This is a genomic window from Caldimonas hydrothermalis, assembly GCF_056746695.1.
Genome location: NZ_JBWQXA010000005.1, coordinates 130,728 through 150,180, shown reverse-complemented (window position 1 = coordinate 150,180; position 19,453 = coordinate 130,728). Strand labels below are relative to the sequence as shown.

At 66.1% G+C, this 19,453-nt stretch carries 18 protein-coding genes; 9 read left to right on the top strand and 9 right to left on the bottom strand.

Features of this window, described 5'->3' with window-relative positions; translation table 11 throughout:
- Positions 1-34 precede the first annotated feature (34 nt).
- The 7 genes from AC1ECW_RS08665 to AC1ECW_RS08635 all read right to left on the bottom strand — a co-directional run bounded on the left by AC1ECW_RS08665 (position 35) and on the right by AC1ECW_RS08635 (position 5,899).
- Complete coding sequence (locus AC1ECW_RS08665; RefSeq protein WP_481201631.1) at positions 35-1,348, bottom strand: citrate synthase; 1,314 nt, start codon at positions 1,346-1,348, stop codon at positions 35-37.
- 29 nt (positions 1,349-1,377) lie between these two features.
- Complete coding sequence (locus AC1ECW_RS08660; RefSeq protein WP_409663385.1) at positions 1,378-1,647, bottom strand: FAD assembly factor SdhE; 270 nt, start codon at positions 1,645-1,647, stop codon at positions 1,378-1,380.
- A 37-nt stretch (positions 1,648-1,684) separates the two neighbouring features.
- A complete protein-coding gene (locus tag AC1ECW_RS08655; protein ID WP_409707189.1) occupies positions 1,685-2,389 on the bottom strand; it encodes a succinate dehydrogenase iron-sulfur subunit in 705 nt (234 codons plus the stop codon).
- Positions 2,390-2,411: 22 nt separating this feature from the next.
- On the bottom strand, positions 2,412-4,211 hold the full coding sequence (gene sdhA / locus AC1ECW_RS08650) for a succinate dehydrogenase flavoprotein subunit (RefSeq protein ID WP_481201630.1): 1,800 nt from the start codon (positions 4,209-4,211) through the stop codon (positions 2,412-2,414).
- Positions 4,212-4,574 (bottom strand): succinate dehydrogenase, hydrophobic membrane anchor protein, encoded by a 363-nt coding sequence (gene sdhD / locus AC1ECW_RS08645; protein WP_409707184.1) that lies wholly within the window; start codon positions 4,572-4,574, stop codon positions 4,212-4,214.
- 38 nt (positions 4,575-4,612) lie between these two features.
- The gene (gene sdhC, locus AC1ECW_RS08640; protein ID WP_409707181.1) at positions 4,613-5,041 is read right to left on the bottom strand and encodes a succinate dehydrogenase, cytochrome b556 subunit; all 429 of its coding nucleotides are present in this window, start codon (positions 5,039-5,041) and stop codon (positions 4,613-4,615) included.
- Positions 5,042-5,128: 87 nt separating this feature from the next.
- Positions 5,129-5,899 (bottom strand): GntR family transcriptional regulator, encoded by a 771-nt coding sequence (locus AC1ECW_RS08635; protein WP_481201629.1) that lies wholly within the window; start codon positions 5,897-5,899, stop codon positions 5,129-5,131.
- Positions 5,900-6,048: 149 nt separating this feature from the next.
- Here AC1ECW_RS08635 and AC1ECW_RS08630 point away from each other — a divergent pair, with 149 nt between their 5' ends.
- The 5 genes from AC1ECW_RS08630 to acnA all read left to right on the top strand — a co-directional run bounded on the left by AC1ECW_RS08630 (position 6,049) and on the right by acnA (position 14,534).
- Positions 6,049-7,035, top strand: coding sequence for a malate dehydrogenase (locus tag AC1ECW_RS08630; RefSeq protein WP_409708748.1), 987 nt, complete (start codon positions 6,049-6,051; stop codon positions 7,033-7,035).
- 105 nt (positions 7,036-7,140) lie between these two features.
- Positions 7,141-8,205, top strand: a complete 1,065-nt coding sequence (locus AC1ECW_RS08625; RefSeq protein ID WP_481201628.1) for an HpcH/HpaI aldolase/citrate lyase family protein — start codon at positions 7,141-7,143, stop codon at positions 8,203-8,205.
- A gap of 114 nt (positions 8,206-8,319) precedes the next feature.
- Positions 8,320-8,802 (top strand): hypothetical protein, encoded by a 483-nt coding sequence (locus AC1ECW_RS08620; RefSeq protein ID WP_409708754.1) that lies wholly within the window; start codon positions 8,320-8,322, stop codon positions 8,800-8,802.
- Positions 8,803-9,015: 213 nt separating this feature from the next.
- On the top strand, positions 9,016-11,619 hold the full coding sequence (acnB, locus tag AC1ECW_RS08615; RefSeq protein WP_409708757.1) for a bifunctional aconitate hydratase 2/2-methylisocitrate dehydratase: 2,604 nt from the start codon (positions 9,016-9,018) through the stop codon (positions 11,617-11,619).
- Between the two features lie 182 nt (positions 11,620-11,801).
- Positions 11,802-14,534 (top strand): aconitate hydratase AcnA, encoded by a 2,733-nt coding sequence (gene acnA / locus AC1ECW_RS08610; RefSeq protein ID WP_481201627.1) that lies wholly within the window; start codon positions 11,802-11,804, stop codon positions 14,532-14,534.
- Between the two features lie 57 nt (positions 14,535-14,591).
- On the opposite strand, the gene AC1ECW_RS08605 is transcribed toward acnA, so the two are convergent.
- Both AC1ECW_RS08605 and AC1ECW_RS08600 read right to left on the bottom strand, forming a co-directional pair.
- Positions 14,592-14,957 carry an ArsC family reductase gene (locus AC1ECW_RS08605; protein ID WP_409709406.1) on the bottom strand — a complete coding sequence of 122 codons (366 nt, stop codon included), beginning with the start codon at positions 14,955-14,957 and terminating at the stop codon, positions 14,592-14,594.
- Positions 14,936-15,511, bottom strand: a complete 576-nt coding sequence (locus AC1ECW_RS08600) for a hypothetical protein (protein WP_409709402.1) — start codon at positions 15,509-15,511, stop codon at positions 14,936-14,938. Before AC1ECW_RS08600 ends, AC1ECW_RS08605 begins: the two co-directional genes overlap by 22 nt.
- 153 nt (positions 15,512-15,664) lie before the next feature.
- On the opposite strand from AC1ECW_RS08600, the gene AC1ECW_RS08595 reads away from it, so the two are divergent.
- The 4 genes from AC1ECW_RS08595 to AC1ECW_RS08580 all read left to right on the top strand — a co-directional run bounded on the left by AC1ECW_RS08595 (position 15,665) and on the right by AC1ECW_RS08580 (position 19,448).
- Positions 15,665-16,348 carry a TetR/AcrR family transcriptional regulator gene (locus tag AC1ECW_RS08595; RefSeq protein WP_409709399.1) on the top strand — a complete coding sequence of 228 codons (684 nt, stop codon included), beginning with the start codon at positions 15,665-15,667 and terminating at the stop codon, positions 16,346-16,348.
- Between the two features lie 180 nt (positions 16,349-16,528).
- Entirely contained in the window at positions 16,529-17,101 is a 573-nt protein-coding gene (locus AC1ECW_RS08590; protein ID WP_409709396.1) for a TRAP transporter small permease, read from the top strand.
- A gap of 12 nt (positions 17,102-17,113) precedes the next feature.
- On the top strand, positions 17,114-18,394 hold the full coding sequence (locus AC1ECW_RS08585) for a TRAP transporter large permease subunit (RefSeq protein ID WP_481201626.1): 1,281 nt from the start codon (positions 17,114-17,116) through the stop codon (positions 18,392-18,394).
- Between the two features lie 40 nt (positions 18,395-18,434).
- Complete coding sequence (locus tag AC1ECW_RS08580) at positions 18,435-19,448, top strand: TRAP transporter substrate-binding protein (RefSeq protein WP_409710727.1); 1,014 nt, start codon at positions 18,435-18,437, stop codon at positions 19,446-19,448.
- Positions 19,449-19,453 lie beyond the last annotated feature (5 nt).

The window sequence follows — 19,453 nt, the reverse complement described above, 5'->3', positions numbered from 1 at the left end:
CACTCAGACCGCCAGGGGCGGCCCAGCCCCTGTGTCAGCCCCGTTGGGCTAGGGGTTTCACGTCACGCTTGGGCGAGCCAACGAAGAGCTGGCGCGGACGGCCGATCTTGTACTCCGGGTCGCTGATCATCTCGTTGAGCTGGGCGATCCAGCCCACCGTGCGGGCCAGCGCGAAAATGGCCGTGAACAGGCTCACCGGAATGCCGATGGCGCGCTGGACGATGCCCGAGTAGAAGTCGACGTTCGGGTAGAGCTTGCGGGCCACGAAGTATTCGTCTTCCAGCGCGATCTTCTCGAGCTCCATGGCGAGCTTGAACAGCGGGTCGTTGCCCAGGCCGAGCTCGCCCAGCACCTCGTGGCAGGTCTCGCGCATCAGCTTGGCACGCGGGTCGTAGTTCTTGTAGACGCGGTGGCCGAAGCCCATCAGGCGCACGCCCGAGTTCTTGTCCTTGACCTTGGCGATGAACTCGCCGATCTTGGCCACGCCGCCCATCTTCTGGATGTCCTCCAGCATGTTCAGGCAAGCCTCGTTGGCCCCGCCGTGGGCCGGACCCCACAGACAGGCCACGCCGGCGGCGATCGCAGCAAACGGGTTGGTGCCCGAAGACCCGCACAGGCGCACCGTGGAGGTGGAGGCGTTCTGCTCGTGGTCGGCGTGCAGGATGAAGATGCGGTCCAGGGCACGCACCAGCACGTCGTTGGGCTCGTATTCCTCGCAGGGCGTCGCGAACATCATGCGCAGGAAGTTCGCGGTGTACGACAGCGAGTTTTTCGGGTAGATGTAGGGCTGGCCGATGGAGTACTTGTAGGCCATGGCCACCAGCGTGGGCATCTTGGCGATCAGACGGATCGCCGAGATCTCGCGGTGCTGCGGGTTGTTGATGTCGGTGCTGTCGTGATAGAAGGCCGACATGCCGCCCACCAGGCCGGTGAGCACGGCCATCGGATGGGCATCGCGGCGGAAACCACGCAGGAAGAACTGCATCTGCTCGTTGACCATCGTGTGGTTGGTCACGCGCGAGTCGAAGTCCTTCTTCTGGGCGGCGTTGGGCAACTCCCCGTACAGCAGCAGGTAGCAGGTGTCGAGGAAGTCGCAGTGCTCGGCCAGTTGCTCGATCGGGTAGCCGCGGTAGAGCAGCTCGCCCTTGTCGCCGTCAATGTAGGTGATCGACGAATTGCACGAGGCAGTAGACAGGAAGCCGGGGTCGTAGGTGAACTTGCCCGTCTGCGCGTAGAGCTTGCGGATGTCGATCACGTCCGGGCCGATCGTGCCCTTGTAGATGGGGAGCTCCATCGAGGGGCTGCCGTCCGAGAACGACAGGGTGGCTTTCACATCAGACGGTGTCATGGCTCTTCCTTGAGGCTATCCAAAAAACGTCATCCGCGCCGACGCAGCAGGGCCAGCACTTCGCGCACCTCGGCGCGATCGAGTTCGCCCTGCGGCTCCTTGCGGGCCAGCAGCAGATCCAGCAGGTCGTTGTCGGCCAGCTCCATCAGGGCCTGCAGCCCCTCGGCCTGGCGCACCGTGATCGTCGACCCGTGGCGTGCGAAGAAGCGCTCGATGAACAGGTCGTTCTCGAGCAGGCCACGCCGGCAGCGCCAGCGCAGCTTGCTCAGCGAGCGTTCGTCGAGTGCAGTGTCCATCATGCAGCTTGCAGGGACCTTATCACGGCACGCGAGCGCCTCAGACGGCGCGGCGCACCATCAGCTCCTTGATCTTCCCGATGGCCTTCGTGGGGTTCAGGCTCTTGGGGCAGACGTCCACACAGTTCATGATGGTGTGGCAGCGGAACAGGCGGTACGGATCCTCGAGGTTGTCGAGACGCTCGCTCGTGGCCTGATCGCGGCTGTCGGCGATGAATCGGTAGGCCTGCAGCAGGCCGGCCGGGCCGACGAACTTGTCCGGATTCCACCAGAAGCTCGGGCAGCTCGTGGAGCAGCTCGCGCACAGGATGCATTCGTACAGGCCGTTGAGCTCGTCACGCTCCTCGGGCGACTGCAGGCGCTCCTTCTCGGGCGGCGGCGTGTCGTTGACGAGATACGGCTTGATCGAGTGGTATTGCTTGAAGAACTGCGTCATGTCGACAATGAGGTCGCGCACCACCGGCAAACCCGGCAGCGGCTTGAGCACCACCACCTCGGGCAGCGTGCGCATGTTCGTCAGGCAAGCCAGGCCGTTCTTGCCGTTGATGTTCATCGCGTCCGAGCCGCACACGCCCTCGCGGCAGGACCGGCGGAAGGACAGTGTGGGATCGACGGCCTTGAGCTTGACGAGAGCGTCCAGCAGCATGCGCTCGGAGCCGTCGAGCTCCACCTGCAGGGTCTGCATGTAGGGCTTGGCGTCCTTGTCCGGGTCGTAGCGATAGATCTGGAAGGTTCGCAGGGTCATGGGGGTACTCCGGGCGCAGACTTCAGAAGGAACGGACCTTGGGTTCGATGGAATCGACGGTCAGCGGCTTGAGATTCACCGGCTTGTACTCGAGACGGTTACCCTCGCTGTACCACAACGTGTGCTTCAACCAGTCGCGGTCGTTGCGGCCGTTGGGGAACTCCGGCGTATCACCGTAGTCGTTCACCGTGTGGGCACCGCGGCTTTCCTTGCGGGCTGCCGCCGACACGATCGTCGCCTGCGCGGCCTCGATCAGGTTCTCGACCTCCAGCGCCTCGATGCGGGCGGTGTTGAACACCTTGGACTTGTCCTTCAGTGCGATCGCCTTCACGCGCTCGGCGATCTCGGCAATCTTGCGCACGCCCTCGTCCATGCTGGCCTGCGTGCGGAACACGCCAGCGTGCTGCTGCATGGTCTTGCGGATGTCGTTGGCCACGTCTTGGGCGTACTCGCCCGAGGTGCTGGCCTCCAGGCGCGCCAGGCGCGCCAGCGAGCGGTCGGCCGCATCCTGGGGCAGGGGCTTGTGGGCCTTGGGCTCCTTTTTGAGGGTCTCGACGATGTGGTTGCCGGCCGCACGGCCGAAAACCAACAGGTCGAGCAGCGAGTTGGTGCCCAGGCGGTTGGCGCCGTGCACGCTCACGCAGGAGCACTCACCCACCGCATACAGACCCGGCACCACGCTGTTGGGGTTCCCGTTCTTGGGAACGACCACCTGCCCATGGATGTTGGTCGGGATGCCTCCCATCTGGTAGTGGATGGTGGGCACCACGGGGATCGGCTCCTTGGTGATGTCGACGTTGGCGAAGTTGTGGCCGATCTCGTAGACCGAGGGCAGACGCTTCATGATGGTCTCGGCACCCAGGTGGGTCATGTCGAGGACCACATAGTCCTTGTTGGGACCGCAGCCGCGGCCTTCCTTGATCTCCTGGTCCATGCAGCGCGAGACGAAGTCGCGCGGGGCGAGATCCTTCAGGGTGGGCGCATAGCGCTCCATGAAGCGCTCGCCGTTGCAGTTGCGCAAGATCGCGCCTTCGCCGCGGCAACCCTCGGTCAGCAGCACGCCCGCGCCGGCCACGCCGGTGGGGTGGAACTGCCAGAACTCCATGTCTTCGAGCGGGATGCCGGCGCGCGCGGCCATGCCCAGGCCATCGCCGGTGTTGATGAAGGCGTTCGTGGAGGCCGCATAGATGCGCCCGGCGCCGCCGGTGGCCAGCAGCACGGTCTTGGCTTCGAGGATGTGCACGTCGCCGGTTTCCATCTCGAGCGCCGTCACGCCCACGACGTCGCCATCCGCGTCACGGATCAGGTCCAGCGCCATCCATTCGACGAAGAACTGCGTGCGGGCCTTGACGTTCTGCTGGTACAGCGTGTGCAGCATGGCGTGGCCGGTGCGGTCGGCCGCGGCACAGGCGCGCTGGACCGGCTTCTCGCCGTAGTTGGCCGTGTGGCCGCCGAAGGGGCGCTGGTAGATCGTGCCGTCCGGGTTGCGGTCGAAGGGCATGCCGAAGTGTTCGAGTTCGTACACGACCTTGGGGGCCTCACGGCACATGAACTCGATGGCGTCCTGGTCACCCAGCCAGTCCGAGCCCTTGACGGTATCGTAAAAATGGAAATGCCAGTTGTCTTCCGACATGTTGCCCAGCGAGGCGCCGATGCCGCCCTGGGCCGCCACGGTGTGGGAACGGGTCGGGAAGACCTTGGACAGCACGGCCACGTTCAGGCCGGCCAACGCGAGCTGCAGGGAAGCCCGCATGCCGGAGCCGCCGGCTCCGACGATGACGACGTCAAACTTGCGCTTGGGCAGAGAAGTTCCGATTTGCATTTACAGCCTCCACAACACCTGGATCGCCCAGCCGGCGCAGCCGACCAGCCACACGATCGTGAACACCTGCAGCACGAGCTTGATGCCCACGGGCTTCACGTAGTCCATCCAGATGTCGCGCATACCCACCCACGCGTGGTAGAGCAGCGAGATGATCACGGTGAAGGTCAGCACCTTCATCCACTGGCTCGAGAAGATGCCAGCCCAGCGGTCATAGCCCAGCTCTCCGGGCATCAGGACCTGCACGAGCAGGACGAGGGTGAACAGCGCCATCAGCGCCGCCGTGACGCGCTGGGCCAGCCAGTCGCGAAAACCGTAATGCGCCCCGACCACCAGGCGCTTGGATCCGTAGTTCTTGCTCATCGCGGGATTCCGTTCCTGTTGTTCTGTATCGCCCCGGCTCAGTACAGGCCGAAGAGCTTGGCACCGAGCACCACCGTCAGCAGCAGGCTCGACGCCAGCGTGAAGATGGCGGAGCTGCGGCCCTGTTCCTTCGAGACGGTGTGGTAGACGTCCATCCAGAGGTGGCGGATGCCGGCGATGAAATGGTGCAGGTAGGCCCAGATCAACGCCAGCACGATCAGCTTGAGCAGCCAGCCGGGCACGATACCCAGGCCCACCTGAAAGGCACTGGCGAAGCGATCGAAGGAGACCTGCGAGCTCACGCTGGTGTCGAACATCCAAATGACCAGCGGCATCAGCAGGAACATCAGCGCGCCGCTGATGCGGTGCAGGATGGACACGATGCCGGCCGCAGGCAGCCGGTACTTGATGATCTCCGTGACATGGATGTTTCGGTAGACCGGTCTTTCTTTGGCGATCTCAGGCATACCCAACCTTGTGTAACAGATGTGAAACTGGTTGATTTTATTGCAACGCAACAGCACCGGATCGCCGACATTGCGAGCAACGCACCGTCATTGCAGCTCGTTGCGGTAATAGTGGGTGGCGGTGTTGTATAGCCCCCGGCGGAACTCCACCGGGCGGTCACCATACGTCAGGGACAATCGCTCCACGCTGAGCAGGGGATAGCCGAGTTCGACCTGGAGCAAGGCGGCGCAGGCCTCGTCGGCGGCCACCGCACGCAACTTCTCTTCGGCGCGGATCATGCGCACGCCGAATTCCGTCTCGAACAGCGCGTACATGGGCCCGCGATACTCGCCCAGGCGTTCGGCCGTCAGCCCCTTGAAGAGCTGACCGTTGAGCCAGATATCGTCGAGCACCACCGGCGCCCCCCGCGCGCTGAGCAGGCGGCGGATCTGCAGGGCCGCATCGCCGGACTTGAGCTCCAGGGCACGCGCCACCTCGGCCGGGGCGCGCAGACGGCGGCAGTCGATCACGCGGCGCTCGAACGGGGCACCGCCCGGCTCGTCGGGCGTGAGGCGCAGAAAGCGGTACTGCACGCGCTCCTCGGCGTGGGTGGCCACAAAGGTGCCCTTGCCCTGGCGGCGAACCAGCAGGTTTTCGGCCGCCAGCTCGTCGATGGCCTTGCGTACCGTGCCCTGACTGACGCGAAAGCGTGCCGCCAGCTCGACCTCGCTCGGGATGGCCTCACCCGGGCGCCACTCGCCGCCTTGTAGGCTGCGCGTGATCAGCGCCTTGATCTGTTGGTAGAGCGGGCTGAAGGCCGGCCCCGCCGCGTCGGACGAGGCGGGATCGGTCGCGCTCTGGGGGGGCTGCTGTGCCATGGACGGGATTGCAACATATCGCCCGCACGAAGTCTAGGGACAGATGTCTTATATAAGACATAAGATGACAAACCTCGTGGTTTCCCGCCCCACTTTGGCCTAAACTTCGGGGCGGTCACACAACCCTCCCCTTCCCCCTGGAGCCAACCATGAGCAAGAAACCCGTTCGCGTCGCCGTCACCGGCGCCGCCGGCCAGATCGGCTACGCGCTGCTGTTCCGTATCGCCTCCGGCGAGATGCTGGGCAAGGACCAGCCGGTCATCCTGCAACTGCTGGAAATCCCCGACGAGAAGGCCCAGAAGGCGCTCAAGGGCGTGATGATGGAGCTCGAGGACTGCGCCTTCCCGCTGCTGGCCGGCATGGAGGCCCACAGCGACGCCAAGGCAGCGTTCAAGGACACCGACTACGCCTTGCTGGTGGGCGCGCGTCCGCGCGGCCCCGGCATGGAGCGCGCCGACCTGCTGGCCGCCAACGCCCAGATCTTCACGGCCCAGGGCAAGGCGCTGAACGAATCGGCCTCGCGCAACGTCAAGGTGCTGGTGGTGGGCAATCCGGCCAACACCAATGCCTACATCGCGATGAAGTCGGCCCCTGACCTGCCGCGCCGCAACTTCACCGCCATGCTGCGCCTGGACCACAACCGCGCGCTCAGCCAGATCGCCGCCAAGACCGGCAAACCCGTGGCCTCGATCAAGAAGCTGTGCGTGTGGGGCAACCACTCGCCCACGATGTATGCCGACTACCGTTTCGCCACGATCGACGGCGCTTCGGTGAAGGAAATGATCAACGACCCCGTGTGGAACAAGGACGTCTTCCTGCCCACGGTGGGCAAGCGTGGCGCGGCCATCATCGAGGCACGCGGCCTATCGTCGGCCGCCTCGGCCGCCAATGCCGCCATCGACCACATGCGCGACTGGGCCCTGGGCACGAACGGCGAGTGGGTCACGATGGGCGTGCCGTCCAACGGGGAATACGGTATCCCGAAAGATGTGATGTTCGGCTTCCCGGTCACCTGCGAGGGTGGTGACTACAAGATCGTCGAAGGTCTGCCGATCGACGCCTTCTCGCAGGAATGCATCGACAAGACCCTGGCCGAACTGCTGGCCGAGCAGGACGGCGTCAAGCACCTGCTGTAAGGTCCGCCAGGCGCCACCCCGTGGTCGCGCCCTGATACCGAGGGCCGGCGCCGGCAGGTGCCGGCCCTTTTGCTTGCTTGCCCTGTCCCGCTTCCGGAGCCCGCGATGACCTCTGCCGCGTCTGCCCTGCACCCCCGCCAGGCCCTGCTGGATGTTGGTGAGCAAGCACCCGAGCTGCCGGTGTGCGACCACTATGCCGGCGTGGAAGCGCGCATGCGCAAGAGCCTGGCACTCCAGGCCGAGCTGGGCGAGGCCCACGGCCGGGCCCTCTTCGACGCCACGCTGGATGCCGAGGACGGCGCGCCGGTGGGCGGCGAGCTGGAGCATGCGGCGCTCATTGCCGAGCTGGTGAACAGCCCGGCCAACCGCTGGGGCCGTGTCGGCGCCCGGGTGCATCCCGTGGATCACCCGACCTTCGAGGCCGAGGTCGACCTGCTGCTGTCGCGCTGCGCAGCGCGCCTGGCCTACCTGATGCTGCCCAAGCCGCGCGATGCCCGCGACGTTGCGCAGGCCATCGATCGCATCGATGCGATCGCGCGCAGCCTGGGGCTGTCGCATCGGGTGCCGGTGCATGTGCTGATCGAGACCCACGGCGCCTTGCACGAGGTCGATCGCATCGCGGCCCACCCGCGCGTGCAATCGCTCTCCTTCGGCCTGATGGATTTCGTTTCGGCCCACCGCGGCGCGATCGGTGCGGCCGGCATGAGCGTGACCGGCCAGTTCACCCATCCGCTCGTGCTGCGCGCCAAGCTGGAGATCGCGGCGGCCTGCCATCGTCATGCCAAGGTGCCCTCGCATTGCGTCGTCACCGAGTTTCGCGACCGTGAAGCCCTGAGCCGGGCCGCCCGCCGCGCCGCCAACGAGCTGGGCTACACGCGCATGTGGAGCATCCACCCCGATCAGATCGTGCCCATCGTCGAGGCCTTTGCGCCGGACGCGGGCGAGATCGAAGAGGCCTGCGAAATCCTGCTGGCCGCCCAGGCTGCTCAGTGGGGCCCGATCCGGCATCGCACGCGCGGCGTGGACACCTTGCACGACCGGGCGAGCTACCGCTACTACTGGTATCTGCTGGAACGCGCCGAACGCACTGGCCGCCCCCTGCCCGACGCAGCCCGCGATGCGTTCTTCCGGGTTTCCCCGAAAAATACCGAGACCCCGCCTACAGACTGAGATGGAAGCAGCAAAATGTCTCAGATTGGCCCGGGCGCACCGTGCAAATTCATCGTGTTACTAAATGCACCGCCCCACAATCGAGGCTGTCCCATCTTGGAGCAGGAGAGTTTCATGAGCTTCCAACGTATCGCGATCGGCCTGGTGGGGGCGCTGGCCCTGGCCGTCTCCGGGGCCGTGATGGCCCAATCGTCGCCTTCGGCGAAGAAGAACGCCAAGGCCGGCCCGGCCGCCGCCCCCATGCAACTGGCCGCCGCCACGCCTGAGCAGATCGAGGCTGCCACCCGGGTCTACGTGGGCCGCAGCGACTGCGAATTCGGCCAGCACGTCACCGTGACGCCGCATCCGGACCACCCGGGCTATTTCAACGTCACCCTGGCCAGCAAGACGTGGGTCGTCAAGCCTGTGCTCTCGTCCACCGGCGCGCTGCGCATGGAAGACGTGCGGGGCCAAGCGCTGTACCTGCAGATCGCCGACAAGTCCATGCTGATGAACACGGCGCTGGGCTACCGCGTAGCGGACAACTGCGTGCACCCCAAACACCGCGAAGCCATGGCCACCCACAAGCGCGAGAGCATCGGCATCGCCGCGAACTGAGGCCCACGCCTACGGCCTTCGGCCGCCCCCTCCAGGGGGCGCCGCTGGCGGAGCGGCCAAGCCGGATCCGCGGCGGCCACTCGACAAAAGCCACCGTCCCGGTGGCTTTTCTGCTTTCAGACACAGCCCAATCTCTGGCGGAAGTCTTATATAAGACATAAAATAGGAGAGCCGTCCGGTCCCGTCGGGCCGGCCGATCCCTCCGGAGTGCCCATGCTGAAAACCTACCGCGACCACGTCGCCGAGCGCGCTGCGCTTGGCATCCCGCCCCTGCCCTTGTCGGCCCAGCAAACCGCCGAGCTGATCGAGCTGATCAAGGCGCCGCCGGCCGGCGAGGAGGCCTTCCTGCTGGAGCTGCTCACGCATCGCGTGCCGCCCGGCGTGGACGATGCCGCCAAGGTCAAGGCCAGCTTTCTGGCGGCCGTCGCCCATGGCGACCTCTCGGTGGGCCTGATCAGCCGGGCCAAGGCCACCGAACTGCTGGGCACGATGGTCGGCGGCTACAACGTCAAGCCCTTGATCGACCTGCTCGACGACCCCGAAGTCGCCGGGGTGGCTGCCGACGGCCTGAAGAAGACGCTGCTGATGTTCGATGCCTTCCACGATGTGGCCGAGAAGGCACGCAGCGGCAATGCCAAGGCCCGCGAGGTCATCCAGTCCTGGGCCGACGCCGAATGGTTCACCAGCCGCCCGGAGGTGGCCCGCAAAATCACCGTCACGGTGTTCAAAGTGCCGGGAGAGACCAACACCGACGACCTCTCCCCCGCCCCCGACGCCTGGAGCCGTCCGGACATCCCGCTGCACGCCCTGGCGATGCTCAAGAACACCCGCCCCGACGCGGCCTTCCGGCCCGAGGAGGACGGCAAGCGCGGCCCGATCCGGTTCATCGAGGACCTGAAGAAGAAGGGCCATCTGGTGGCCTACGTGGGCGATGTCGTGGGCACCGGGTCGAGCCGCAAGTCGGCCACCAACAGCGTGATCTGGCATACCGGCGAGGACATCCCCTATGTGCCCAACAAGCGCTTCGGTGGCGTGACCCTGGGCGGCAAGATCGCCCCGATCTTCTTCAACACGCAGGAAGATTCCGGCTCGCTGCCCATCGAGGTGGATGTCTCCAACCTGGAGATGGGCGATGTGATCGACATCTACCCCTATGAGGGCAAGATCGAGAAAGACGGCAAGCTCGTCGCCACCTTCCAGCTCAAGAGCGAGGTGCTGCTCGACGAGGTGCGTGCCGGCGGCCGCATCAACCTGATCATCGGCCGCTCGCTGACCGGCAAGGCACGCGAGTTTCTGGGGCTGCCCGCCTCCACGCTGTTTCGCCTGCCCAAGGCGCCGGTGGACACCGGCAAAGGCTACACGCTGGCGCAGAAGATGGTGGGCCGCGCCTGTGGCCTGCCGGTGGTCAATGGTAAACAGCAAGGCATCCGCCCGGGCACCTACTGCGAGCCCAAGATGACCACGGTGGGCAGCCAGGACACCACCGGCCCCATGACCCGCGACGAGCTCAAGGACCTGGCCTGCCTGGGTTTCTCGGCCGACCTGGTGATGCAGTCGTTCTGCCACACCGCCGCTTACCCCAAGGCGGTGGACGTGAAGATGCACCGCGAACTGCCCGCCTTCATCAGCAACCGCGGCGGCGTCTCGCTGCGGCCGGGCGATGGCGTGATCCACTCCTGGCTCAACCGCCTGCTGCTGCCCGACACCGTGGGCACAGGCGGTGATTCGCACACGCGCTTCCCCATCGGCATCTCCTTCCCGGCCGGCTCGGGCCTGGTGGCCTTCGCCGCGGCCACCGGTGTGATGCCGCTGGACATGCCCGAGTCGGTGCTGGTGCGTTTCAAGGGCCAGATGCAGCCCGGCGTCACCCTGCGCGACCTGGTGCATGCGATCCCGCTGTACGCGATCAAGCAGGGCCTGCTGACGGTGGAGAAGAAGGGCAAGAAGAACATCTTCTCCGGCCGCATCCTGGAGATCGAAGGACTGCCCGACCTCAAGGTGGAACAGGCCTTCGAGCTGTCGGACGCCTCAGCCGAGCGTTCGGCGGCCGGCTGCACGATCAAGCTCAACAAAGAGCCGATCATCGAGTACCTGCAGTCGAACATCGTGCTGATGAAGAACATGATCGCCGACGGCTACCAGGACCGCCGCACGCTGGAGCGCCGCATCAAGGCCGTCGAGGCCTGGCTGGCCAAGCCCGAACTGCTGGAGGCCGACGCCGATGCCGAGTACGCGGCCGTGATCGAGATCGACCTGAACGAGATCAAAGAGCCCATCGTCTGCTGCCCCAACGACCCGGACGACGCCAAGTTCCTGTCCGAGGTGGCCGGCACCAAGATCGACGAGGCCTTCATCGGCTCGTGCATGACCAACATCGGCCACTTCCGGGCCGCGGCCAAGCTGCTGGGCGGCCAGCGTGACATCCCGGTGAAGCTGTGGGTCGCCCCGCCCACCAAGATGGACCAGAACGAGCTGATCAAGGAGGGCCACTATGCCGCCTTCGGCACCGCCGGTGCACGCACCGAGATGCCCGGCTGCTCGCTGTGCATGGGCAACCAGGCCCAGGTGCGCGAGGGCGCCACGGTGATGTCCACCTCGACCCGCAACTTCCCCAACCGCCTGGGCAAGAACACCAATGTCTTCCTGGGCTCGGCCGAACTCGCCGCGATCTGCTCCAAGCTGGGGCGCATCCCGACGGTGGCCGAATACCATGCCGAGATGGGCATCATCAACAAAGACGCCGCCAGCGTGTACCGCTACATGAACTTCGACCAGATCGAGGAGTATGCGCAGACGGCCAAGGCGGTGGCGGTCTGAGCGGCTGCCCGGCGCTGGTCTGAACGGCCCTGCGGGGCCGTTTTCTTTTGCCGTCGGCGGGCGGCTTTGCGCGGCGGCGCTTGACCGCAAGCCCCCGCGCGCCCTAACGTCATGCCGTGCGGCCACAATGGTGTTGTCGCCCCCTCCCACAACGACCAACCTCACGCCTCACGGAGTCTTTCATGGCCCAAGCCCCCGCCCATGCCTTTGCCAAGACCCTGAAGTCTTTCAAGACGGCTTCCGGCAAGTCCGGCCAGTACTTTTCGCTGCCCGAGCTGGCCCGGCAGTTCCCGAAAGTCAACCGGCTGCCGGTGTCGCTGCGCCTCGTGCTGGAGTCGGTGCTGCGCAACTGCGACGGCAAGAAGGTCACGCCCGAGCACGTGGAGCAACTGGCCCGGTGGGCGCCCAACGGCGAACGGGTCGACGAGATCCCCTTCGTCGTGGCCCGCGTGGTGCTGCAGGACTTCACCGGCGTGCCGCTGCTGGCCGACCTGGCCGCGATGCGTTCGGTGGCCGCCAAGATGGGCCGAAACCCCAAGACCATCGAACCGCTGGTGCCGGTGGATCTGGTGGTCGACCACTCGGTGATGATCGACCACTACGGCAACAAGCAGGCCCTGGACCTGAACATGAAGCTGGAGTTCCAGCGCAACCGCGAGCGCTACCAGTTCATGAAGTGGGGCATGCAGGCCTTCGAAACCTTTGGCGTGGTGCCTCCGGGCTTCGGGATCGTGCACCAGGTGAACCTGGAATACCTGGCCCGCGGCGTGCACAGGACGGCCCAGGGGGTGTACTACCCCGACACCCTGGTGGGCACCGACAGCCACACGACGATGATCAACGGCATCGGCGTGGTGGGCTGGGGCGTGGGCGGCATCGAGGCCGAGGCCGGCATGCTCGGCCAGCCGGTCTATTTCCTCACGCCCGACGTGGTGGGCTTCGAGCTGACCGGCCGGTTGCGCGAGGGCGTCACCGCCACCGACCTGGTGCTCACGGTCACCGAGATCCTGCGCCGTGAGAAGGTGGTGGGCAAGTTCGTCGAGTTCTTCGGTGAGGGCACGCGCAGCCTGTCGGTGCCTGACCGGGCCACCATCGCGAACATGGCACCGGAGTACGGGGCCACGATGGGCTTCTTCCCCGTCGACGACAAGACCATCGAGTACTTCCGTGGCACCGGCCGCACCAAGTCCGAGATCGAAGCCTTCGAGGCCTACTTCCGGGCCCAGAAGCTCTTCGGCGTCCCGGGCACGCAGGACTTCGCCGGTGGCGACATCACGTACTCCAAGGTCGTCAGGCTCGATCTGGGCACGGTCGCCCCCAGCCTGGCCGGCCCCAAGCGCCCGCAAGACCGCATCGAGATCGGCCAGTTGTCGGCCAAGTTCACCGAACTCTTCAGCAAGCCCATCGAGGCCAATGGCTTCAACCAGCCGGCCGACAAGCTCGGCCAGGTCTACACCACGACCAACGGGTTGCAGATCCGCAACGGCGACGTGCTGATCGCCGCGATCACGTCGTGCACCAACACCTCCAACCCGGGTGTGCTGCTGGCTGCGGGCCTGCTGGCCAAAAAGGCGGTGCAAGCCGGCCTGAAGGTGGCGCCGCACATCAAGACCTCGCTGGCCCCGGGGTCGCGCATCGTCACCGAGTACCTCGAAAAGGCCGGCTTGCTGCCTTACCTGGAAAAGCTGGGCTTCCACGTGGCCGCCTATGGCTGCACCACCTGCATCGGCAATGCCGGCGACCTGGCCCCCGAGATCAACGAGGTCATCACCCGCAATGACCTGGTGTGCGCGGCCGTGCTCTCGGGCAACCGCAACTTCGAGGCCCGCATCCACCCCAACCTGAAGGCCAACTTCCTGGCCTCGCCCCCGCTGGTGGTGGCCTATGCGATCGCCGGCAATGTCACACGCGACCTGATGACCCAGCCGGTGGGCCAGGGCAAAGGCGGGCGCGATGTCTACCTCGGTGACATCTGGCCCAGCAGCGACGAGGTCTACGCGCTGATGAAGTTCGCGATGGACCGCAAGGCGTTCAAGGAGAACTACGAGAAGGTTCGGGCCAAGCCCGGTAAGCTGTGGAACCAGATCGAAGGCGCCAAAGGCGATGTCTACGACTGGCCGAAGTCCACCTACATCGCCGAACCCCCCTTCTTCCGCGACTTCACGCTGACGCCCCGGGCCAGCGATGCCTCAGTGAAGGGCGCACGCATCATGGCCCTGTTCGGCGACTCGATCACCACCGATCACATCTCGCCGGCCGGCTCGATCAAGGAAAGCTCACCTGCCGGGCAGTGGCTGAAGGAACACGGCGTGCTCAAGGCCGACTTCAACAGCTATGGCTCGCGCCGGGGCCATCACGAGGTGATGATGCGCGGCACCTTCGCCAACGTGCGCATCAAGAACCTGATGATCCCGCCGCTGCCTGACGGCTCACGCGAGGAAGGCGGGCTCACCCTCTTCCAGCCCAGCGGCGAGAAGATGTTCATCTATGACGCCGCGATGAAGTACCTTGCCCAGGGCACGCCCACGGTGATCTTCGCCGGCGAGGAGTACGGCACCGGCTCGAGCCGGGACTGGGCCGCCAAGGGCACGCAGTTGCTGGGCATCCGGGCCGTGGTGGCCCGCAGCTTCGAGCGCATCCACCGCTCCAACCTGGTCGGCATGGGCGTGCTGCCGTTGCAGTTCAAGGGCAGCGATTCGTGGGAGAGCCTGGGTCTCCAGGGCGACGAGCTGATCGACATCATCATCGGTGGCGAGCTCAGGCCCCAGGCCGATGTGACCCTGGTGATCCAGCGCGCCGACGGCAGCCGCCAGGAGGTGGCGGTGCGGCTTCGTATCGACACCCCGATCGAGGTGGAGTACTACCAGCACGGAGGCATCCTGCCTTACGTGCTGCGGCAGTTGCTCGCAGCCTGAGCCCCGGGCCACGCCGCAGGCCGGCCCGCCCCGGCCGTGGACGCCGCATCGCGCGCGTCAGCGCGTGAGACTGGCGTAGGCTGATTCGTCGAAGCCCACCAGCACGCGCGCGCCGGCTTCGACGACGGGTCGCCTGATCACGCTGGGCTGCGCGAGCATCAGCGCGCGGGCGCCTGCCGCATCGAGCGCCCGCGCCTGGGCTGCGGCGTCGAGGCGGCGCCAGGTCGTGCCCTGGCGGTTCAGCAGGCGCTCGGCGCCGACGGCGGCCAGCCAATGCTCCAGCCGGTCCTCGGGAACCCCCAGCTTCTTGAAGTCATGGAACTGGTAGGCCACGCCGTGCTCATCGAGCCAGCGCCGTGCCTTCTTCACGGTGTCGCAGTTGGCAATGCCGTAGAGCTTGATCATCGTCCGGTCAGGGTCCATGCCGACGCGCCGCTGCGCAGGAACAAGCGGGCCTCTTCGTCAGCCACATCACACAAGGGATCGACACCATACCCGGTTTCCGTGACCCGCTGCGTGGAGACGTCCAGACTCACCTGGAACCATTGGCAAAAGGGCGATTCGTAGCGGTAAGACCAGACGATCTCGTTGCGGCGCGGGATGCGTCGTTCCTCCGAGGGGCGACCCAGCCGGTACAGCAGCTCGGCGCGGGTGATGCCGGTGGGCAGCGCGTTGAAATGCGGCTCGGCCAGGACCTGGGTCCATCGACTCACACGCCCCTGGGCGTCGAGGTCGATCATGTAGGTGTGCCGGCCGTAGGATCCGCGGGCGTATTCCAGCCGGCGCAGGCCATCGGGACCGAGATGCTCGCCGGTGGGTGCCCCCATGCGGGCGCGCAGCTCGGCCTCGCTGGCGCCGGGGCCCAGCGGGCCGGGATCGTAGCCCGACGCACAGCCGACCAGCACCCCGACCAGCGCCAGCCCCAGGCCGGCGGCCGCGCGCCGCGCCCCGGCGGCAGGAACGGGAGGAAGCTTCATCATGCACATCCAGTGGGTTGAAGGGCGGGCAGACACGGGCTTTCGTTGGACGGCCGTGCCACACGACGGTTCCGGCCCGTGCCGATGCGTCGACGCCGACGATAATCATGACTCCTCCGTCTGCGCCCATCGCCCATGCCTTCTCGCGCCCCAGTGAACGAAATGGTCCGTGCACCCGCTTCGGCCTCGTCGAGGCCGGCGCGCAAGCCGGCCGCCGGCCCCCGTACGAACGACCCGGAGCGCACCATGCAGGACATCCTGGAGGTGGCCACCCGGGAGTTTGCGGCCAAGGGACTGACCGGCGCGCGCATCGACGAGATCGCCGAACTCACGCGCACCAGCAAGCGGATGATCTACTACTACTTCGGCAGCAAGGAAGGCCTGTACATCGCCGTGCTGGAGGAGGCCTACCGCCGCATCCGCCACATCGAGAGCGAACTGCACCTGGAAGACCTGCCCCCCGAGGAGGCCTTGCGCACCCTGGTGGCCTTCACTTTCGACTATCAAAACGCCAACCCCGACTTCATCCGGCTGGTGATGAATGAAAACATCCACCGCGGCGAATTCCTGGCGCAGTCCCAGACGATCCAGCAGCTCAACGTGCCAGCCATCGATGCCGTGCGCACGGTCTACGAGCGCGGCTGCGCGGCCGGGGTCTTCCGCGACGACCTCGACCCGGTGGATCTGCACATGTCGATCAGCGCGCTGTGCTTCTTCAACGTGTCCAACCGGCACACCTTTTCGCTGATCTTCAAACGCGACATGGCCTCGCCCGAGGCCCTGGCCGCCCGGCGCGCCAGCATCGTTGACCTCATCGTCCGCTACGTCCGCAAATAGGCAGGCCATGGCGACCGCCTGCTCGCCAAGGGGGCGAGGATTGCGGGTAAGTCCCTAATGAAAAACTAACCAGTTCGTACATTATTCGATCATGACTGGCGCCCGACTCCTGCCCGGTCGGGCGGCGGCTCCCGGCCCGGTGCGCTGCGTGGCAGGCCGGGCCTCACAGGAGAACCGCGGGTGAACCGACTCATCGATCGCTACTGCCGTGTGCTCGACGGCCTGATCGCCGCCTTCCTGGCCGCGATGGTGTTGCTCGTGTTCGGCAACGTGGTGCTGCGTTACGCCTTCAACTCCGGCATCACGGTGTCTGAGGAACTGTCACGCTGGCTGTTTGTGTGGGTGACCTTCTTGGGCGCGATCGTCGCGCTGAAGGACAAGGGCCACCTGGGCACCGACATCGTCGTGGCCCTGCTCCCGCGCTCCGGCAAGAAAGCCTGCCTGGTGCTGGGCCATGGGCTGATGCTTGCCATCTGCTGGCTGGTCTTCGAGGGGAGCTGGCAGCAACTGCGCATCAACTGGGACGTGCAAGCCCCCGTCTCCGGCCTGTCGATGGGCTGGTTCTACGCCCCTGGCGTGGTGTTCGCCATCTCTGCCGCCGTGCTGCTGGTGCTCGATCTCCTCAAAGCCTTGCGCGGCCGGCTCACCGATGCCGACCTGGTGCAGGTGGCGGAGTCCGAGGACCTCGCTCAACACCAGCGCCTGCACACAGCCGATCCTCGCGGTGCGGGTACCACCTCCCGGGCGCGCTGAAGGAGCTCTTCGATGACCGTGGCCGTCTTCCTCCTGTCGCTGCTCGGCGCCATGGCGCTGGGCGTGCCCATCGCCTTTGCCCTGCTGGTCAGCGGGGTGGCGATGATGTGGCACCTCGACCTCTTCGACGCGCAGATCCTCGCGCAAAACCTCATCAACGGCGCCGACAGCTTTCCGCTGCTGGCCGTTCCCTTCTTCATGCTGGCCGGCGAGATCATGAACGTCGGCGGCCTGTCGCAGCGCATCGTCAACCTGGCCCTGGCCCTGGTGGGCCATGTCAAGGGCGGCCTGGGCTATGTGGCGGTGATGGCCGCCTGCCTGATGGCGGCGTTGTCGGGCTCGGCGGTGGCCGATGCTGCCGCGCTCACGGCCTTGCTGCTGCCGATGATGGTCAAGGCCGGACACGACAAAGCCACCTCGGGCGGCCTGATCGCCTCGGCCGGCATCATCGGCCCGGTCATCCCGCCCAGCATCGGCTTCGTGATCTTCGGCGTGGCGGCCAACGTGTCCATCGCCAAGCTCTTCATGGCCGGCATCGTGCCGGGCCTGCTGCTGGGCGCGGCGCTGTGGTGCACCTGGTGGTGGCTGGTGCGCAAAGACAGCATCGTGCCGCCGCCTCGCAAATCGGCCCGCGAGATTCGCGTGGCGCTGCGCGAATCGCTGTGGGCCCTGATGCTGCCGGTCATCATTCTGGTGGGCTTGCGCCTGGGGGTGTTCACGCCCACCGAAGCGGCCGTGGTGGCGGCGGCCTATGCGCTGTTTGTCTCGACGGTGATCTATCGCGAGCTGTCGCTGCGCCAGCTCTACCCGATCTTCGTCGCGGCCGCGCGCACCAGCGCCGTGATCATGTTCCTGGTGGCCGCAGCGATGGTCAGCGCCTGGCTGATCACCGTGGCAGACCTGCCGTCGATGGTCATCGACCTGCTGGAACCTTTCATCGATCGCCCCACCTTGCTCATGGTGGCCATCCTGGTGCTCGTGCTGGTGGTGGGCACGGCCATGGACATGACGCCCACCATCCTGATCCTCACACCGGTGCTGATGCCGGTGGTGAAGGCCGCAGGCATCGACCCGGTGTATTTCGGGGTGCTGTTCATCATCGTCAATGCCATCGGCCTGCTCACGCCACCGGTGGGCACGGTGCTCAACGTGGTGTCCGGCGTGGGCCGCATGAAGCTCGACGAGGTCACCCGCGGCGTGCTGCCCTTCATGGCCGCGCAGACCGCCGTGCTCTTCCTGCTGGTGCTGTTCCCGTCGATCGTCACCGTCCCGGCCCGCTGGTTCGGCGGCTGATGCCGCCCCTTCCCTCCCCCATCCCCCAAAGGAGACACCCATGACATTCAAGACCCTGACCCGCGCACTGTGCCTGAGCCTGGCCACCCTGATACCCATGACCGCCACGCTGGCCCAAGACGTCAAGGAGCGCACCATCAAGTTCGCCTTCCAGAACCAGAAGGGCCATCCGCAGGCCGAAGGGGCGCAAAAGTTCGCCGACTTGGTGGCCCAGAAGTCCGGTCGCAAGATCACCGTGCGTCTGTTCCCCGGCGGCACGCTGGGCGGTGACCTGCAGACGGTGTCGGCCCTGCAGGGCGGCACGGTCGAGATGACGGTGCTCAATGCCGGCATCCTCACGGCCCAGGTGAAGGAATTCGCGGTTTTCGACTTCCCCTTCCTCTTCGCCTCGCCGCAGGAGGCCGACGCCGTAACCGACGGGCCCTTCGGCAAGAGCCTGCTGGCCAAGCTGGAGGAAAAGAACCTCATCGGGCTGGGCTATTGGGATCTGGGCTTTCGCAACCTCACCAACAACCGCCGTCCGGTGGCCAAGGTCGAGGACATCGCCGGGCTGAAAATCCGCGTGATCCAGTCGCCGATCTACATCGACTTGTTCAACGCGTTGGGGGCGAACGCCACACCCATGCCCTTCCCCGAGGTCTACACCGCGCTCGAACAGAAGGCCATCGACGGGCAGGAGAACCCGGAGACGACCATCTACGCCTCGAAGTTCCATGAGGTTCAGAAGTATCTGACGCTCACCCGCCATGTGTACAACCCCCAGGCCCTGCTGGTGAGCAAGCGCCTGTGGGACAGCCTGAGCGCCGACGAACGGCGCATCTTCAATGAGGCCGCCGCCGAGGCCACGCGCTTCCAGCGTGAACTGTCGCGCCAGCAGGCCAGCGTGGCGCTGGAAAACCTTCGCAAGGCTGGTATGCAGGTCACCGAGCTGTCCGCGGCGGAGTTGGCGCGCTTTCGCGAGAAGGTCAAGCCCGTCATCGACAAGCACACCCAGAGCGTGGGCGCCGACACCGTGGCCGCGCTCAACGCCGAGCTGGCCAAGGTGCGCAGGTAAGGAGA

What these genes read in the sequence shown, in the direction of transcription:
- sdhD (WP_409707184.1), bottom strand. Translation starts at nt 4,574, where the DNA reads ATGAGCAAGAACTACGGATCCAAGCGCCTGGTGGTCGGGGCGCATTAC.
- AC1ECW_RS08605 (WP_409709406.1), bottom strand. Translation starts at nt 14,957, where the DNA reads ATGGACCCTGACCGGACGATGATCAAGCTCTACGGCATTGCCAACTGC.
- sdhA (WP_481201630.1), bottom strand. Translation starts at nt 4,211, where the DNA reads ATGCAAATCGGAACTTCTCTGCCCAAGCGCAAGTTTGACGTCGTCATC.
- AC1ECW_RS08600 (WP_409709402.1), bottom strand. Translation starts at nt 15,511, where the DNA reads ATGAAGCTTCCTCCCGTTCCTGCCGCCGGGGCGCGGCGCGCGGCCGCC.
- AC1ECW_RS08665 (WP_481201631.1), bottom strand. Translation starts at nt 1,348, where the DNA reads ATGACACCGTCTGATGTGAAAGCCACCCTGTCGTTCTCGGACGGCAGC.
- AC1ECW_RS08625 (WP_481201628.1), top strand. Translation starts at nt 7,141, where the DNA reads ATGACCTCTGCCGCGTCTGCCCTGCACCCCCGCCAGGCCCTGCTGGAT.
- AC1ECW_RS08655 (WP_409707189.1), bottom strand. Translation starts at nt 2,389, where the DNA reads ATGACCCTGCGAACCTTCCAGATCTATCGCTACGACCCGGACAAGGAC.
- AC1ECW_RS08630 (WP_409708748.1), top strand. Translation starts at nt 6,049, where the DNA reads ATGAGCAAGAAACCCGTTCGCGTCGCCGTCACCGGCGCCGCCGGCCAG.
- acnB (WP_409708757.1), top strand. Translation starts at nt 9,016, where the DNA reads ATGCTGAAAACCTACCGCGACCACGTCGCCGAGCGCGCTGCGCTTGGC.
- AC1ECW_RS08660 (WP_409663385.1), bottom strand. Translation starts at nt 1,647, where the DNA reads ATGATGGACACTGCACTCGACGAACGCTCGCTGAGCAAGCTGCGCTGG.
- sdhC (WP_409707181.1), bottom strand. Translation starts at nt 5,041, where the DNA reads ATGCCTGAGATCGCCAAAGAAAGACCGGTCTACCGAAACATCCATGTC.
- acnA (WP_481201627.1), top strand. Translation starts at nt 11,802, where the DNA reads ATGGCCCAAGCCCCCGCCCATGCCTTTGCCAAGACCCTGAAGTCTTTC.
- AC1ECW_RS08580 (WP_409710727.1), top strand. Translation starts at nt 18,435, where the DNA reads ATGACATTCAAGACCCTGACCCGCGCACTGTGCCTGAGCCTGGCCACC.
- AC1ECW_RS08585 (WP_481201626.1), top strand. Translation starts at nt 17,114, where the DNA reads ATGACCGTGGCCGTCTTCCTCCTGTCGCTGCTCGGCGCCATGGCGCTG.
- AC1ECW_RS08620 (WP_409708754.1), top strand. Translation starts at nt 8,320, where the DNA reads ATGAGCTTCCAACGTATCGCGATCGGCCTGGTGGGGGCGCTGGCCCTG.
- AC1ECW_RS08635 (WP_481201629.1), bottom strand. Translation starts at nt 5,899, where the DNA reads ATGGCACAGCAGCCCCCCCAGAGCGCGACCGATCCCGCCTCGTCCGAC.